We start from the raw sequence: 14,181 nt of genomic DNA, 5'->3' as shown, positions 1-14,181 counted from the left end.
AAAACGCTATTGATGAAAGCGGTCTACAGCCTGTTCGAACGTTGGGTTGATCCCTTCCGCGAACCGGACAATCTCAGACCGCCTTCAACCACAATGGCTTTCCTCTGGCATTAGGCGCGCCAGGCGAAATGGCCGCTTGTGGCAGCACTTGCCGCTGGCGGTCTTCTGCCGCTGGTGGAAGCGGGGCTGTTTTATTTCACCGGACGTCTGGTCGATATTCTGGATCAGGCTGGCAAAGGCGGCATAGAGCGCAGCTGGTCGGCGTTGATCGAGGCCGCCGGGCCTGAGCTTCTCTTCATGGGGTTCACGGTTCTGGTGATCCGGTTGATCGTCACCGCTGCAACGACCCTGCTGGACGACCAGACCATGTCGCCCGGCTTCTACAACATGATCCGCTGGCAGGCGAATTCCTATGTGCTGCGCCAGTCCTATGCCTTCTTCCAGAATGATTTTGCCGGACGTATCGCCACAAAGGTCTGGCAGGCCGGGCAGGCGGCGGGCGACCTGACCGAAAGTCTCATTCAGGTCGTCTGGTTCATGGCGATCTACAGCGTCACCACGCTTTTTCTGGTCGGGCGGCTCGATTGGCGGCTTGCCGCCGCCGTCATTGTCTGGATCATCGCTTTCGGCTTCATCGCATGGCGCTATCTGCCGCGCATCCGCAAGAATGCCGAAGCCTCCGCCGAAGCGGGGTCGATGATCAACGGGCGGATTGTCGACAGCTATTCCAATATCGAGACCATCAAGCTCAACACGGCGGATGATGACGAGCGCTATCTGCGCGACGGCTTCGAACGCTATCTTGCGGCGATCCTGCCGTTCATGCGATCGCTGACTGGTGTGCGCCTGTCGCTGACGGCTTTGTCGGGCCTGATGATCGTGACAGTTGCGGCCATCGCCATCGATCTGTGGACAGAGGATGCCATCACGGTTGGTCAGGTGTCGTTCACGCTCGGTCTGGTGCTGCGTCTCAACATGCTGCTTGGACGCCTCATGATGCAGCTCAATGGCATGTTGCGCCAGTTGGGGCTGATCGAAAACTCAATGCGCCTTGTCTCCGCGCCGCTCGGTCTCGAAGACCGGCCCGGCGCAAAACCGCTGGTGGTACGCGATGCCCGCATCGACGTGCGCGACGTAACCTTCCATTACGGCAAGGGCGCTGGCGTTCTGCAGAACATCAATTTGACGGTGAGAGGCGGCGAGCGTGTGGGGCTGGTCGGCCATTCCGGCGCGGGCAAGACCACGCTCGTCAACCTTATCCTGCGGCTTTACGATGTGGAAAAGGGCACCATCACCGTGGATGGGCAGGACATACGCGATGTCACGCAGAATTCGCTGCGCCGGGCCTTTGCCGTGGTCAGCCAGCAAACTGCACTTTTGCATCGTTCCTTGCGCGATAATATCATGCTGGCTCGTGACGATGCCACCGATGAAGAATTGCTAAAGGCGGCCCGGCAGGCGGAAGCGGACGGCTTCATCGCCAAGCTGGAAGATTTTCAGGGCCGCAAGTCCTTCGATGCTTTCGTGGGCGAACGCGGCGTCAAACTATCGGGCGGCCAGCGTCAGCGCATCGCCATTGCCCGCGCCATTCTCAAGGACGCACCGATTCTCATTCTCGATGAGGCGACCTCGGCACTCGATTCGGATGTGGAAGCCTCGATACAGGAGAATCTTAAGCTACTCATGGAAGGCAAGACGGTGATTGCCATTGCACATCGTCTTTCGACCATTGCCGCACTCGACCGTCTGGTGGTCATAGACGCTGGCCGGATCGTCGAGGAAGGCACACATGAGGAATTGATCGCCCAAGGCGGCATCTATGCCGGGCTCTGGGCGCGCCAGTCTGGCGGGTTTCTTGGAGAGAACCACGAAAACTAAAAACTTCCGGTCATCTCCGGTCATCCGGGCAGGTCTTTGGCCCTGACCGCAGCTTTGCTGTGTATCCGTCAAATTAATCAAGCAAATCCGCCTGCGACATCGTGCCGTCATAAGGGGTTGGTGTCTGGACAAGCGTTTTTTACGCGCATAAACCGGATAGTGAGATGGAGGGAATTTCGTCCTGCGAGCACTTGCGGGATAACTTTTGCGCAGGTGCAAAAGCGGACGAGGGGAGAGTTCAATTGAACATGCAGATTAAAAGGGAGTTGGCACGTGAGCGCACACGACACGGCTGAGCCGACACGGCGTGATTTTCTCTATATTGCGACGGGAATGGCCGGTGTGGTCGGTGTTGGCGGACTGGCATGGCCGTTTATCGACCAGATGCGTCCAGACGCTTCGACACTCGCAGCCGCTTCCATCGAAGTCGACGTTTCTTCTCTTGCAGAAGGCGCGTCCCTGACCGTCAAATGGCGCGGCAAGCCGGTATTCATCCGCAACCGTTCCGCCAAGGAAGTGGAAGAAGGCAAGAGCGCGGCTCTCGGTGACCTGAAGGACCCGATCGCCCGCAACGCAAACCTTCCATCGGATGCGCAGGCAACCGACGTTGCCCGTTCGGCAGGCGAAGGCAAGGAAAACTGGCTCATCATGATCGGCGTATGCACGCATCTCGGCTGCGTACCGCTCGGTGAGTCCGGTTCTTTCGGCGGCTGGTTCTGCCCATGCCATGGCTCGACCTATGACACTGCGGGTCGTATCCGCAGCGGCCCGGCACCGGAAAACATGCACATCCCGCAATATGCGTTCACTTCCGATACGGTCATCAGGATCGGCTAAAACAGGTCTTGGGGAGAGAAGACATGAGTGGTGGACACTCCACATATACGCCGAAGACCGGCATCGAAAAATGGGTCGACGAACGGCTTCCCTTGCCGCGTCTGGTCTATGATTCCTTCGTGGCCTATCCGACGCCGCGTAACCTGAACTACATGTACACCTTTGGTGGCATTTTGAGCTTCATGCTCATCTCGCAGATTCTGACCGGCATCGTTCTGGCGATGCACTATGCTGCGGATACGGGCATCGCGTTCAATTCCGTCGAAAAAATCATGCGCGACGTCAACTCCGGCTGGCTTCTGCGCTACATGCACTCCAACGGTGCATCCTTCTTCTTCATCGCCGTTTATCTGCACATTGCACGCGGTCTGTACTACGGCTCCTACAAGGCGCCGCGCGAGCTTCTGTGGATCCTCGGCGTGGTGATCTTCCTTCTCATGATGGCGACCGCCTTCATGGGTTATGTGCTGCCATGGGGCCAGATGTCCTTCTGGGGTGCAACGGTTATCACCGGCTTCTTTACGGCCTTTCCGGTCATAGGCGAGCCGATACAGCAGCTTCTCCTTGGCGGCTTTGCGGTCGACAATCCGACGCTGAACCGCTTCTTCTCGCTGCACTACCTGCTGCCGTTCATGATTGCCGGCGTTGTCGTCCTGCACGTCTGGGCGCTGCATGTCACAGGCCAGACCAACCCGACCGGCATTGAAGTGAAGTCGAAGACCGATACGGTTGCCTTCACGCCTTATGCGACCATCAAGGACGCTTTCGGCGCGCTCGTCTTCTTCGTGTTCTTCGCCTATTTCGTCTTCTACATGCCAAACTTCCTCGGCCACCCGGATAACTATATCCCGGCCGACTCGCTCAAGACGCCTGCTCACATCGTTCCTGAATGGTACTTCCTGCCGTTCTACGCGATGCTGCGCGCCATCACCTTCAACATCGGCCCGATCGATTCGAAGCTCGGCGGTGTTCTGACGATGTTCGGTTCGATCGCTATCCTCTTCGTGGTTCCCTGGCTCGATACGTCGAAGGTTCGTTCGGCTGTCTATCGCCCGTGGTTCAAGCTGTTCTTCTGGCTCTTCGTGATCAACGCCATCTTCCTTGGATGGTTGGGTTCGCGTCCTGCGGAAGGTTCCTATGTCTTCATGGCGCAGCTCGGTACGCTTTACTATTTCGCTTTCTTCATCGTCATCATGCCGGTTCTCGGCCTGATCGAGACGCCGAAGCGTCTGCCCAACTCGATTACCGAGGCGGTGCTGGCGAAGAGCGAAGGCAAGGCCGAGATTGCCCCCGTGGAAATCAAGGGCTGAACCAGCGAGAGATATGAAGGACGTAATGATGAAAAACATCCTCAAGAGCTTCGCTGCCTTTGGTATCGCTCCGCTGGTCGCACTTGGTCTTTCCATGAGCGGTGCCTTTGCTGAGGAGGGCGGCAATGCGGCGGAGCCGACGCATTTCCCGATCCACCACCCGACGCAGGAAAAGTGGAGCTTTGCCGGTCCGTTCGGCACCTATGACAAGGGCCAGCTGCAGCGCGGTCTGAAAGTTTATAAGGAAGTATGCTCGGCCTGCCATTCCATGAACCTGGTGGCCTTCCGTACGCTGGAAGACCTCGGCTATACGCCGGAACAGGTCAAAGCCTTTGCAGCCGAGTATGAAGTGCAGGACGGTCCGAACGCCGAAGGTGAAATGTTCACCCGCAAGGCGCTGCCGACAGACCATTTCCCGTCGCCATTTCCAAATGCGGCCGCAGCTGCTGCCGCAAACAATGGTGCGGCTCCGCCTGACTTCTCGCTGATCGCCAAGGCGCGCGCCGTGGAACGCGGCTTCCCGACCTTCATCTTCGACATTTTCACGCAATATGCCGAAGGTGGGCCGGATTATATTCACGCGCTTCTGACAGGCTTCGATGAGCAGCCGCCAGCGGGCATGCAGATTGCCGAAGGTACGCATTACAATCCGTACTTCATTTCGGCAAAGGCGCTTGCCATGGCCAAGCCGCTGAACGATGGTCAAGTGACCTATGATGATGGCTCGCCGCAGACGGTGGACCAATATTCGCGCGACGTTTCGGCATTCCTGATGTGGGCCGCTGAGCCGCATCTGGAACAGCGCAAGCGCACCGGCTTCCGGGTGATTGTGTTCCTGATTCTCTTTGCGGGTCTGGCCTATATCGCCAAGCGGTCGATCTGGTCTGATGTGAAGCACTGAGCATTCAGCTGACCGTTGAAAAGAGGGCGCCAAAAACGGCGCCCTTTTTGTTTGTGTGGTGCTGATTTACAATCGGCACCAGCCAAACCTGACGCCGGAGCTGCCGTTTTGGATAAGTCTGCCCGCTGATGCGCGAATAAGCTTGGCGTGGCTGCGATATCGTGATTGAAAAGAGCGTAATAGCAAGATGCGCGCTCAGAGGTGTCCCAGTTGGGACATCACGACCATGGGCCAGCGCTGGCAATGTTTCAATTGAAAGGACTGAACATGGAATCCGGGCTCAACGCCAGTTTGAAGGATGCCATCAGAACCATTCCGGATTATCCCAAACCCGGCGTGCAGTTCCGCGACGTGACGACCCTTATGGGCGATGCGCAGGCGTTCCGCCGCGCGGTCGACGAACTGGTCTACCCCTATGCCGGTAACAAGGTAGATAAAGTCGCGGGCATCGAAGCGCGCGGCTTCATTTTGGGTGGCGCCATTGCTCACCAGATTTCCGCCGGTTTCGTGCCGATCCGCAAGAAGGGCAAGCTGCCGCGCGATACGGTGCGTATTGCTTACAGCCTTGAGTATGGCATTGACGAAATGGAGATGCACCGTGACGCCATCGAGAAGGGCGAGCGCATCATTCTCGTGGACGATCTGATCGCCACCGGCGGCACGGCTGAAGCCGCTGCCAAGCTGTTGTTGCAGATGGGGGCAAATATCGTTGCCGCCTGCTTCATCATAGATCTGCCGGACCTTGGCGGACGCAAGAAGCTGGAAGCGCTCGGCGTACCCGTGCGCACGCTGGTTTCGTTCGAAGGCGATTGAGCACAAATATCTGCTTATGAAAAAGCCCGCTGCATGGCGGGCTTTTTCATGTCAGGCATCGAGCTTGGGCGGCAACTTGACCATGGCCGCGTTATCGAAGGACAGCACGTCTTCACCATTTTGATTATGCGCTCGCAAGGACATGGTCAGCATCGACCAGCCCGGACGCGACGCAAGCGCGCGCAGCGCATGAACGGTGCGCTTGAAGGTGATTGTGTCGCCCGCATAGACCGGCTTTGACCATTTCAGGTTCTCGAAGCCGGGCGAGGGGCCGAAAACCGGTGGTGTCTCGCCGCGCTTGAGGGCCTCCTTGGTCGCCTGCACAATGGAGGCGACATTCAGCTTCATGAATACAGCCGTCGTATGCCAGCCAGAGGCGCACAGGCCGCCGAACAGACTGTTCTTTGCAGCTTCCGCATCGAGATGGAAAGGTTGCGGATCATATTTCGTGGCGAAGTCGATGATCTCTTCGGCGGTAAATGTATAGCTGCCGATATCCTGCTCGCGACCGAGATTGTCTTCAAGATAGCTCATCATGCACCCGCCTTGGCTTCCTGTGCCGCAACGTAATCGCGGCGTCCCATCATACAGGGATGCTGCATTTCGCACACGGTTTCACCGCGCTGATTGACGAGCGCGTGGTGCAGCGTGACGAGACCGATTTCCGGGCGGCTCTTGGAAAGGCGACGGTCGATGACGGTGGTAACACCGCTCAGCGTATCGCCAGCCAGAACCGGGCGCTTCCAGCGGGTGAATTCGACGCCGGGGCCGCCTTGCGATGTGGAATTGGTGAGAAAGGCGTCGCAGACCAGACGCATGATCAGCGATACGGTCTGCCATCCCGAGGCGGCAAGACCGCCAAGTACGCTGGCTTTGCCTGCTTCTTCATCGAGGTGGAAGGGCTGCGGATCGAATGCGCTGGCGAATTCGATGATCTCTTCCTTGTTGATCGTGCGCGGTCCGAAAGGGATTTTCAGTCCCGGCACCATATCCTCATAGGCGTATTTCTGCTGGGGCTTGCTCACCCTCTATCTCCTCCAAATCGGTTTCAGGAAATGCTCTGAATATGCAAAGGCCGCCGGGAAACGGCGGCCTGATCGTATCAGGTGTTGAAGCGGAACAGCATCACATCGCCGTCATGGACGATGTATTCCTTGCCTTCGTCTCGGGCTTTGCCCGCTTCCTTGGCGCCGACTTCACCGTTGTATTTGACGTAGTCTTCATAGGCGATAGTCTGGGCGCGGATGAAGCCGCGCTCGAAATCGGTGTGGATCACACCGGCAGCGCCGGGAGCCTTGGTGCCGCGACGGATGGTCCAGGCGCGGGTTTCCTTCGGTCCAGCGGTGAAATAGGTGATGAGGTCGAGAAGCTTGTAACCGGCGCGGATCAGGCGGTCGAGGCCCGGTTCCTCAAGGTCCATGCTTTCCAGATATTCCGTGGCTTCCTCATCGGGCAGCTGGGCAACTTCCGCCTCGATAGCCGCGGAGATAATGACCGTCTGGGCACCCTGTTCCTCGGCCATCTTTTCGACGGCTGCACTATATGCGTTGCCCTTGGCGGCATCGCCTTCGGCGACGTTGCAGACATAGAGTACAGGCTTGGAGGTGAGAAGGTTCAGGCCCTTCAGCGTCATCAGGTCTTCTGCGGCGATATCCTTCAGCATCAGGCGAACAGGCTGGCCGTTCTGCAGCAGTTCAAGCGCTGCTTCCATCACCGGCAGGATGGTCAGCGCTTCCTTGTCCTTGCCGGTGGCGCGCTTGCGGATCTGCACGATGCGGCGCTCGATGCTTTCGAGGTCCGAGAGCATCAGTTCGGTTTCAACGGTCTGCGCGTCTGAAACCGGATCGATGCGGCCTTCGACATGGGTGATGTCGTCATCTTCGAAGCAGCGCAGCACATGCACGATGGCATCGACTTCGCGGATATTGGCGAGGAACTGGTTGCCGAGGCCTTCGCCCTTCGAAGCGCCGCGCACAAGGCCGGCGATATCAACGAAGTTGATGCGGGTCGGGATGATTTCCTTCGAACCGGCGATCTTGGCAATATCGTTCTGGCGCGGATCGGGAACGGCCACTTCGCCGGTGTTCGGCTCAATGGTGCAGAACGGATAGTTTGCGGCCTGTGCGGCGGCCGTTTTGGTCAGCGCGTTGAAAAGCGTCGACTTGCCAACATTTGGCAGACCGACGATGCCGCATTTGAAACCCATGATCGTACCTGTCAGACTAGAATAGAATTACCGTCGCTATGCGACATTGAGGTGTGAAGCGTCAAGAGGCGCAGCCGTCGCGAAGGATTAATCCTTCTTCCCCAGCAGCTTTTTCAGCATTTCAGCCATCGGGCCGCTTTCGGGAATGGCCGGCTTCTTCTGGTTCTGCCGCGCCTGACGGATATGGCTCTGCGCCTTGGGCGGGGCCTTTTCCAGTTGCGCGGGGTCTGCCTTGAAACCGTTGGGCCGCTGATTGCCGTCGCCCATGGCGAGCGCAATGCGGTTCATGAAGCTGTTGTCATCGCCCGGCTTGGCGAGCAGGCCAATATTGTCGGCGACAGCGCCTAAGAGCGTGTCCAGCCATTCATTGTCGGCCTTGGCGAAATCGCCGAGAACATAATTATGCACCAGTTCCTTCGCGCCCGGATGGCCGATGCCAAGCCGCATGCGGCGATAATTCTGGCCGCCGGGGAAGGACTGGACATGCGCGTCGATGGATTTGATGCCGTTATGGCCGCCGGAGCCGCCGCCGGTCTTGATCCGCAGCTTGCCTGGAATGAGGTCGAGTTCGTCATAGATGACGACGAGATCGGCGGAAGTGAGCTTGTAGAAGCGCATAGCCTCGCCGACAGACTGGCCCGAGAGGTTCATGAAAGTCTGCGGCTTGATAAGCAGCACTTTCTCGCCGTCAATCACGCCATCGGCAATCTCGGCCTGAAATTTCTTCTGCCAGTTGGAGAAGCGATGGCGGCGGAATATTTCATCCGCCGCCATGAAACCGATATTATGCCGGTTATGCGCATATTTGGAGCCCGGATTGCCAAGACCTGCGATGAGCAGCATGGTTCAGAGCCCCCAAAATACGGAAAGCGATTATTCGCCGTCCTTGGCTTCTTCTTCAGCGCCTTCAGCAGCAGCTTCGTCCGACTTCAGGCCGGCAGGAGCAGCGATGGTGGCGATGGTGAAGTCGCGGTCCTGAATGGCAGCCGACACGCCCTTCGGCAGCTTGATTGCCGAAATGTGGACGGAGTCACCGATTTCAAGGCCGGTCAGGTCGAATTCGAGCGCTTCCGGAATTGCATTGGCCGGAACGATCAGTTCAACGTCGTGGCGAACGATGTTGAGAACGCCGCCGCGCTTGATGCCCGGTGCAGCTTCTTCGTTCTTGAAGTGAACAGGAACGTTCACGTGAACGACCGACTTGGCGGATACGCGCAGGAAGTCGACATGCTGCGGGAAGTCGCGGACTGGGTCCAGCTGGTAGTCCTTCGGGAGGACCTGAATCTTCTTGCCGTCTACTTCGATCGTGGCAACCGTGGTCTTAAAACCACCGCCATGAATCTTGTAGAAGATCTCCTTATAGGAGACGGCGATTGCGAGGGGCTCCTGCTTGTCGCCATAGATGACTGCAGGAATCTGGCCGTTGCGACGCAGTTCGCGGGAGGACCCCTTACCAACCCGGGTACGCAGATCGGCCTTGAGCACGTAAGTCTCGCTCATGGCATTTCCTTTCAAAGTTACTGGAGTGTCGCTCGCTTTCTACGCATGATCTTGTGCGAAAACCGATTTCGACTTTTCGGGATCATGCTTCAACAAACGACATGAAACAGCCCGTATCGTCTGTCACAAGGTGAAAGACCGGACCGCTCCATTCCGCGTTGCCTCCAAGGGTGTCTACGCGGATGGCGGTGGCTATAGACCATAGCGTGCGGCTGCGCAAGTTTTTTGGATTTGCCGTTGCGTGGGGGCTGACAAGGCCATAGTTGAAAAAATAGCCGCGATGGCCTATATTCGGGTCGGTAGCTGAAGCGCGAACTCCAGCTACCGTGTTCTTAGATAAAGAATTGAACCTGCACCGTCGCTTGCCAGCTGGTGCGGGTTTTCTTTATTCTAAGCGTGAATCTAATGGGTATAAACCACATAGAGTTCACCTCCGAATAGAGAGCAAAGCCCTTGCCAAGGTCGGAGCGGCTCATCCTCCCCGACGCGCCCGCTGGCTGGGCGCTTGCTGCTTTTGCCCCCCCGTTCAGATTGCTATCAAAACTTCTGATTGAAATCTACGGTCCAGCATCTGTGGGCATTCCGCATAACCGGTGGCATTGACGGCTTTAAAGATGTTAAGCGAATGCCTGATTGACCGCAGGCTCTGCCGTGCGAGTCGTCTGTTTCGGTCACATTCTCAAACAAGGAGGCGAGATGCAGGTCGGTATCGACATGGGTGCTGTTGCTGGAAGCGGTTCTGCCTCGGCAGCGGCGCTTGGCGGTGGCAAGCAGGCCATGCTTGATCTTGAGGAGCTTCTCGCCACGCGCCTGCTCGTGCAGGGCAATTCCGGCTCTGGCAAGTCGCATCTTCTGCGCCGCCTGCTGGAACAGAGCGCGCAATGGGTGCAGCAATGCATCGTCGACCCGGAAGGTGATTTCGTCACGCTGGCCGATCTTTACGGCCATGTCGTCGTTGACGCCGCCCGCACCGAAGCCGAATTGACCCGCATTGCCGGACGTATCCGCCAGCACCGTGTTTCGGTGGTGCTCAATCTCGAGGGCCTCGATGTCGAGCAGCAGATGCGCTCGGCGGCGGCGTTTCTCGGCGGTCTGTTCGATGCCGAACGAGACTACTGGTATCCGATGCTTGTGGTGGTGGATGAGGCGCAGCTTTTTGCGCCAGCCGCTGCTGGCGAAGTGTCTGACGAGGCGCGCAAGCTTTCGCTCGGCGCGATGACCAATCTCATGTGTCGCGGGCGCAAGCGTGGTCTCGCCGGTGTTATTGCAACGCAGCGTCTGGCCAAGCTTGCCAAGAACGTGGCTGCCGAAGCCTCCAACTTTCTGATGGGCCGCACCTTCCTCGATATCGATATGGCGCGCGCCGCGGATCTGCTGGGCATGGAGCGTAAGCAGGCGGAAATGTTCCGCGATCTGGAGCGCGGGCATTTCGTGGCGCTTGGACCGGCGCTGTCGCGGCGTCCGCTGCCGATCCGCATCGGCACGGTGGAAACTTCGGCCCGTTCGTCGTCGCCGAAGCTGATGCCGCTGCCCGATGCGCCGGAAGATGCGCTTGATTTGATCTTTACGCCCGCGCCACAGGAAATCCGCACCGTCGTGCGTCGGACGCCCCCACCTCCACCGCCGCCATCCACGGCGGAAATTCTGGCACAGGTGGCCAAGCCCAAGCCCGAGGCAGAGCCCGTGGAAGCGCCGCTTTTCCCCGGTATCGTGGAAGCGGAACGCGACGAGCTTCTCGATAAGGTCATGCGCGAGATCGTAGACGACCCGGAAGCCTCGTTCCGGTCTGTGGCGGTTCTCTATCAGGACTTTCTGGTGCGCTGTCGCATTCACCGCGTTCCGGGCGAACCGCTGGCACTGCCTGCCTTCCGCCGCAGGCTGGCGGTGGCGCAGGCCAGCATTGAAAGCGATGTGGCGAGCAGCGAAACATGGCAGCAGGCGCTGTCGCTGTCGGAAAGCCTTACCGACGATGTGCAGGGCGTGTTCCTGATCGTGGCGCAGGCGGCCGTCACCGGTGCGCCTTGCCCCTCCGATGCGGCGCTGGCGCGGGCCTATGGCACGCATTCGTTCAGCCGTGCCCGGCGTTTGCTGACTTATTTCGAGGAGCGTGGGCTGCTGGTGGTCCGCAATGATTTCAAGGGAATGCGCATCGTGAATTTCCCTGATCTTGGCTGCGAAACGGCACCGGGTGATCCCAATGCCCCGGACGATATGGTGGAAGAGGGTGCTGCCGCCGAGTAGACTGTGAAGACCGTCATGAACCTGTAATGTTTATCGCCGACAGCTTGCGGTGGAATCAATCAGGACGGTCACGTGACAGAGCCAGTAAAGCAGCCAGATTTCAGAGAGCTTTTCACGACTTTCGGCAAAGTGGGTCTGCTGTCTTTTGGCGGTCCGGCGGCTCAGATCGCCATGCTGCAACGTATCATCGTCGATGAGAAGAAATGGATGGATCAGGAAAGGCTGATCCATGCGCTGAACTTTTGCATGTTGTTGCCGGGGCCGGAAGCCATGCAGCTTGCGACCTATTCCGGCTGGGCGGTTAAAGGCTGGCGCGGCGGCCTGCTGGCGGGGCTGTTGTTCGTGCTGCCCGGCGCTGTCGTGATGCTTGGTCTCTCCGCGCTCTACATCGCCTTCGGGCATGTGGAGGTCGTGGCCGGCTTGCTGTTCGGGCTTAAGGCAGCGGTGCTGGCTGTGGTGTTCGAAGCGCTTTACCGCATGGCCAAGCGGACACTGGCTTCAGGCTTTTCCTACGCCGTGGCGATTGCGGCGTTTATTGCCATCGCGCTTTTGAAACTGCCGTTTCCGTTTGTTGTGCTGCTTGCAGCTTTGGCAGGCGGTCTGCGCCATATCGTGCAGGGCAGCGGGGCGGGAACTGGTCTGGGCGAGGCGAGACTCGGAGCATTGCGCGAATTCACGCAGCAAACGCTGGTCTGGGGCGGGCTCTGGCTTGTGCCGCTCATCCTTCTTTATCTGGCCTTCGGCGGCGCGCATGTCTTCGTGCAAGAAGCCGCCTTTTTCTCAAAGCTTGCCGCTGTGACCTTCGGTGGGGCCTATGCGGCCCTTTCCTATACGGCGCAGCAGGCGGTCGAACATTTCGGTTGGATGAAGCCGGGCGAAATGCTGACCGGGCTGGGGCTCGCCGAAACCACGCCGGGACCGCTGATCCTCGTGCTGGTTTTCGTGGGCTTTGTGGGGGCGGCCAACCTGTCCAGCCTGCCGCCCATTCTGGGCGGCTTTGTCGGCGGCTTCATTGCGCTCTGGTTTACCTTCGTGCCGTGTTTTCTATGGATATTGGCGGGAGCGCCATTCGTGGAGCGGCTGCGTCAGGTGCGCTGGCTTTCGGCCATGCTGGGTGGCATCACGGCGGCGGTGGTGGGTGTGATCGCCAATCTGGCGCTGTGGTTCTCGCTGCATGTGCTGTTTGCACAGGTGCTGGATAAGACGGTGGGGCCGTTCAGCGTGCCCTTGCCGGTCTGGAGCACAATAGACAATGCCGCCGTCCTGATTGCAGGCGCGGCGGCATTGCTGCTTGTCGTCTTGAAACTCAACATGCCGCTCGTGCTGTTGCTGGCGGCATGCCTCGGAATTGCTATCCGACTGGTGTTTTAATCGAACAGGCTCGAAACGGACTCTTCCGCTGCGGTGCGCGCAATGGCTTCGCCGATCAGATCGGAGATCGAGAGAACGCGGATATTTGGTGCATCGTTGATCGCGGTGGTCGGCTGTATGGAATCGGTGATCACCAGTTCCTTCAGCTTCGACGCAGCGATACGAGCAACCGCGCCACCCGAGAGAACGCCATGCGTGATGTAAGCGGTGACGCTGTTCGCGCCCTTGGCCAGCAGGGCCTCGGCTGCGTTGCAGAGCGTGCCGCCGGAATCGACGATATCGTCGAACAGCAGGCAGTCCTTGCCAGCCACTTCACCGATGACGTTCATGACTTCCGATTCACCCGGACGTTCGCGACGCTTGTCCACGATGGCGAGCTGCGCGTCGATGCGCTTGGCCAATGAGCGGGCGCGAACCACACCGCCGACGTCCGGCGATACGACCATGCAGTTGCCTGTGGCGTAATTGGCCTTCACGTCGCGCGCGATAACCGGAACGGCATAGAGATTGTCGGTCGGGATATCGAAGAAGCCCTGAATCTGACCGGCATGAAGATCAAGGGTCAGAACGCGGTTTGCACCGGCTTCAGTGATGAGGTTGGAAACCAGCTTTGCCGAAATCGGCGTGCGCGGGCCGGGTTTGCGGTCCTGACGGGCATAGCCGAAATAGGGCAGGACGGCGGTGATGCGGCGCGCCGACGAACGGCGGAAGGCATCGATCATGATGAGCAGTTCCATCAGGTGATCATTTGCCGGATAGGAAGTCGATTGCAGAACGAACACGTCTTCGCCGCGCACGTTTTCCTGAATCTCTACGAAAATCTCCTGATCGGCGAAGCGGCGAACGCTTGCCTTGCCGAGCGGGATGTTGAGATATTTAGCAACGGATTCGGCAAGTGCCCGGTTGGAGTTGCCTGCGAAAAGTTTCATTCTTTTTGCCTCTGAGCCGATGCGATAGGTTTGCGGTTTCGTTCTGTCGCAAAAAGTCCGCATAACGGACGTAATCTTGTTTCGCGCATGGACCGCAACGATGCGGGGCCCAGCAACGTCATCCTTTAAAAACTTTAAAGCCGCGTACTTTTGGCCGGTCAGGTTAAGTACAGCAGCTTACAAGGTTTTCTCGAA

The 14,181-nt window shown here is 58.5% G+C and carries 12 protein-coding genes and 1 pseudogene; 7 read left to right on the top strand and 6 right to left on the bottom strand.

Going from position 1 to position 14,181, the window contains the following annotated elements:
• The first annotated feature begins 12 nt into the window (after positions 1–12).
• From D8666_RS04830 to D8666_RS04810, 5 genes and pseudogenes are all read left to right on the top strand, one after another.
• Positions 13–1,878 (top strand): annotated as a pseudogene (locus D8666_RS04830) (ABC transporter ATP-binding protein).
• 273 nt (positions 1,879–2,151) lie between these two features.
• Entirely contained in the window at positions 2,152–2,715 is a 564-nt protein-coding gene (gene petA / locus D8666_RS04825) for a ubiquinol-cytochrome c reductase iron-sulfur subunit (protein WP_109369505.1), read from the top strand.
• 23 nt (positions 2,716–2,738) lie between these two features.
• The gene (locus D8666_RS04820) at positions 2,739–4,025 is read left to right on the top strand and encodes a cytochrome b (protein ID WP_109369504.1); all 1,287 of its coding nucleotides are present in this window, start codon (positions 2,739–2,741) and stop codon (positions 4,023–4,025) included.
• Between the two features lie 28 nt (positions 4,026–4,053).
• Positions 4,054–4,926 (top strand): cytochrome c1, encoded by an 873-nt coding sequence (locus tag D8666_RS04815; RefSeq protein ID WP_171318556.1) that lies wholly within the window; start codon positions 4,054–4,056, stop codon positions 4,924–4,926.
• Between the two features lie 267 nt (positions 4,927–5,193).
• Positions 5,194–5,739, top strand: coding sequence for an adenine phosphoribosyltransferase (locus D8666_RS04810; RefSeq protein ID WP_109369502.1), 546 nt, complete (start codon positions 5,194–5,196; stop codon positions 5,737–5,739).
• Between the two features lie 51 nt (positions 5,740–5,790).
• Here the strand turns inward: D8666_RS04810 and D8666_RS04805 are convergent, their stop codons facing one another.
• From D8666_RS04805 to D8666_RS04785, 5 genes are all read right to left on the bottom strand, one after another.
• Positions 5,791–6,273 (bottom strand): MaoC family dehydratase, encoded by a 483-nt coding sequence (locus tag D8666_RS04805; RefSeq protein WP_121536638.1) that lies wholly within the window; start codon positions 6,271–6,273, stop codon positions 5,791–5,793.
• Positions 6,273–6,764, bottom strand: coding sequence for a MaoC family dehydratase (locus D8666_RS04800; RefSeq protein ID WP_121536512.1), 492 nt, complete (start codon positions 6,762–6,764; stop codon positions 6,273–6,275). Before D8666_RS04800 ends, D8666_RS04805 begins: the two co-directional genes overlap by 1 nt.
• 77 nt (positions 6,765–6,841) lie before the next feature.
• Positions 6,842–7,945: a redox-regulated ATPase YchF gene (ychF, locus tag D8666_RS04795; protein ID WP_121536510.1), complete on the bottom strand. Its 1,104-nt coding sequence runs from the start codon at positions 7,943–7,945 to the stop codon at positions 6,842–6,844.
• Positions 7,946–8,032: 87 nt separating this feature from the next.
• Positions 8,033–8,788 carry an aminoacyl-tRNA hydrolase gene (gene pth / locus D8666_RS04790; protein WP_121536508.1) on the bottom strand — a complete coding sequence of 252 codons (756 nt, stop codon included), beginning with the start codon at positions 8,786–8,788 and terminating at the stop codon, positions 8,033–8,035.
• Between the two features lie 30 nt (positions 8,789–8,818).
• Entirely contained in the window at positions 8,819–9,445 is a 627-nt protein-coding gene (locus tag D8666_RS04785) for a 50S ribosomal protein L25/general stress protein Ctc (RefSeq protein WP_109369498.1), read from the bottom strand.
• Between the two features lie 696 nt (positions 9,446–10,141).
• Here D8666_RS04785 and D8666_RS04780 point away from each other — a divergent pair.
• On the top strand, positions 10,142–11,686 hold the full coding sequence (locus tag D8666_RS04780) for an ATP-binding protein (protein WP_109369497.1): 1,545 nt from the start codon (positions 10,142–10,144) through the stop codon (positions 11,684–11,686).
• Between the two features lie 72 nt (positions 11,687–11,758).
• Positions 11,759–13,057: a chromate efflux transporter gene (gene chrA, locus D8666_RS04775; protein WP_121536506.1), complete on the top strand. Its 1,299-nt coding sequence runs from the start codon at positions 11,759–11,761 to the stop codon at positions 13,055–13,057.
• Here chrA and D8666_RS04770 read toward each other — a convergent pair.
• Entirely contained in the window at positions 13,054–13,986 is a 933-nt protein-coding gene (locus tag D8666_RS04770; protein ID WP_109369495.1) for a ribose-phosphate pyrophosphokinase, read from the bottom strand. The two genes, chrA and D8666_RS04770, sit on opposite strands and share 4 nt — an antisense overlap.
• Positions 13,987–14,181: the final 195 nt, after the last annotated feature.

This window comes from Ochrobactrum soli (assembly GCF_003664555.1).
GTDB classification, from domain to species: Bacteria; Pseudomonadota; Alphaproteobacteria; order Rhizobiales; family Rhizobiaceae; genus Brucella; species Brucella teleogrylli.
This window is presented reverse-complemented; position numbering and strand designations above follow the sequence as displayed.

Excerpts from the sequence above, each read along its gene's own strand:
- ychF (WP_121536510.1), bottom strand. The coding sequence starts at position 7,945 with ATGGGTTTCAAATGCGGCATCGTCGGTCTGCCAAATGTTGGCAAGTCG.
- D8666_RS04820 (WP_109369504.1), top strand. The coding sequence starts at position 2,739 with ATGAGTGGTGGACACTCCACATATACGCCGAAGACCGGCATCGAAAAA.
- D8666_RS04780 (WP_109369497.1), top strand. The coding sequence starts at position 10,142 with ATGCAGGTCGGTATCGACATGGGTGCTGTTGCTGGAAGCGGTTCTGCC.
- pth (WP_121536508.1), bottom strand. The coding sequence starts at position 8,788 with ATGCTGCTCATCGCAGGTCTTGGCAATCCGGGCTCCAAATATGCGCAT.
- D8666_RS04815 (WP_171318556.1), top strand. The coding sequence starts at position 4,054 with ATGAAAAACATCCTCAAGAGCTTCGCTGCCTTTGGTATCGCTCCGCTG.
- D8666_RS04770 (WP_109369495.1), bottom strand. The coding sequence starts at position 13,986 with ATGAAACTTTTCGCAGGCAACTCCAACCGGGCACTTGCCGAATCCGTT.
- D8666_RS04805 (WP_121536638.1), bottom strand. The coding sequence starts at position 6,273 with ATGAGCTATCTTGAAGACAATCTCGGTCGCGAGCAGGATATCGGCAGC.
- D8666_RS04785 (WP_109369498.1), bottom strand. The coding sequence starts at position 9,445 with ATGAGCGAGACTTACGTGCTCAAGGCCGATCTGCGTACCCGGGTTGGT.
- D8666_RS04810 (WP_109369502.1), top strand. The coding sequence starts at position 5,194 with ATGGAATCCGGGCTCAACGCCAGTTTGAAGGATGCCATCAGAACCATT.